This is a genomic window from Bradyrhizobium sp. NAS80.1 (assembly GCF_001908205.1).
Lineage (GTDB): Bacteria > Pseudomonadota > Alphaproteobacteria > Rhizobiales > Xanthobacteraceae > Bradyrhizobium.
Genome location: NZ_LGHL01000484.1, coordinates 1 through 1,181, shown reverse-complemented (window position 1 = coordinate 1,181; position 1,181 = coordinate 1). Strand labels below are relative to the sequence as shown.

The window sequence follows — 1,181 nt, the reverse complement described above, 5'->3', positions numbered from 1 at the left end:
ACCAATGCTCACTCGTTTGAGATGGTTGCGCATGGACCGCCCCAAGCCCCCTTCCCACCACAGATTTGGCCCTTCAGAGCCGTCAGCGCTTCGCCGCATCCGGCGCGAAGAGCGCGCCATGGAGGCAGTCGCCATCCATTTCCCGGGTCTGGGCGGCCCTGTGTACACCCACGAGAAGGTCACGCTGTCCGTGGTCGCGAAGAGCATCGCGCGCCTGGTCGGGCACCGATTTGTGGGCGAATTCGATCCGAAGGCACATGTCGCGGCCGATCTTTTCTTCGTTCCCAGCGACACGCTAATGCTGGATGAGGCCCAGGTCCTTGGAATTCATTCTTCGCAGCAGCTCTATGGCGCGGTCGTGCCATACCCCTTCGTCAAGACCAAAGCGATCACACACGGTTTGGTGGGCGCACATGCGCCACATCCCCGTGGCTGGTCATCAGCATTCACGGATAGCATCCAAAGTGCGGTTCTTCCGGGCTACACGACGTTTTGCGCTGAGGATGCAACATGGGCCGCCGATCGGCTCTTTACCCTTGGAAGGGTCCGCCTGAAGGAGCCACTGGGCGATGGCGGCCACGGACAAACCACTGTCGCGAGCATGGCCGAACTGGAAGCGTATCTAGAGAATTTTCCGGCTGAGAAGCTCGCCGCTCATGGCCTCGTGATCGAGACCAACCTGCGTCGCGTCGTCACCCGAAGCGTCGGGTGCACGGCCATCGGAGATCGCTCGATCGCTTATCACGGCACACAGCGGACGATTGCGAACAATCACGGACTCCCAGTCTACGGGGGCTCGCACCTCATCTGTGTTCGGGGCGGCTGGTCAGAACTCGATAGTCTTCCCATGGCTGCCGAAGAGCGGCTCGCCGTAAACCAAGCTCGAACATATGACCGCAACGCTGCCAGATATCCCGGCTTCTTGGCCTCACGCCGCAACTACGACGTCGGACAAGGTATCGACGGTCGCGAACAGTGGCGATCCGGCGTGCTTGAGGCTTCCTGGCGCTCGGGTGGAGCGAGCACTGCCGAGCTCACTGCTCTGACTGCATTCGCCAATAATCCGGGCCTACAGGTGGTCGAGACCGCGTCCGTCAAGGAATACGGAAAGCCACGCAAAATCCCGGCTGGCGCAGCGATTCATTTCCATGGTGATGATCCCGAGGAGGGTCCGTTGACCA

General features: G+C 60.9%; 1 protein-coding gene. It reads left to right on the top strand.

Annotated elements, in window-relative coordinates; genetic code table 11:
• Positions 1 to 118: 118 nt before the first annotated feature.
• A partial coding sequence (locus AC629_RS44415) for a DUF3182 family protein (RefSeq protein WP_084810834.1) occupies positions 119 to 1,181 on the top strand: 1,063 nt, incomplete at its 3' end.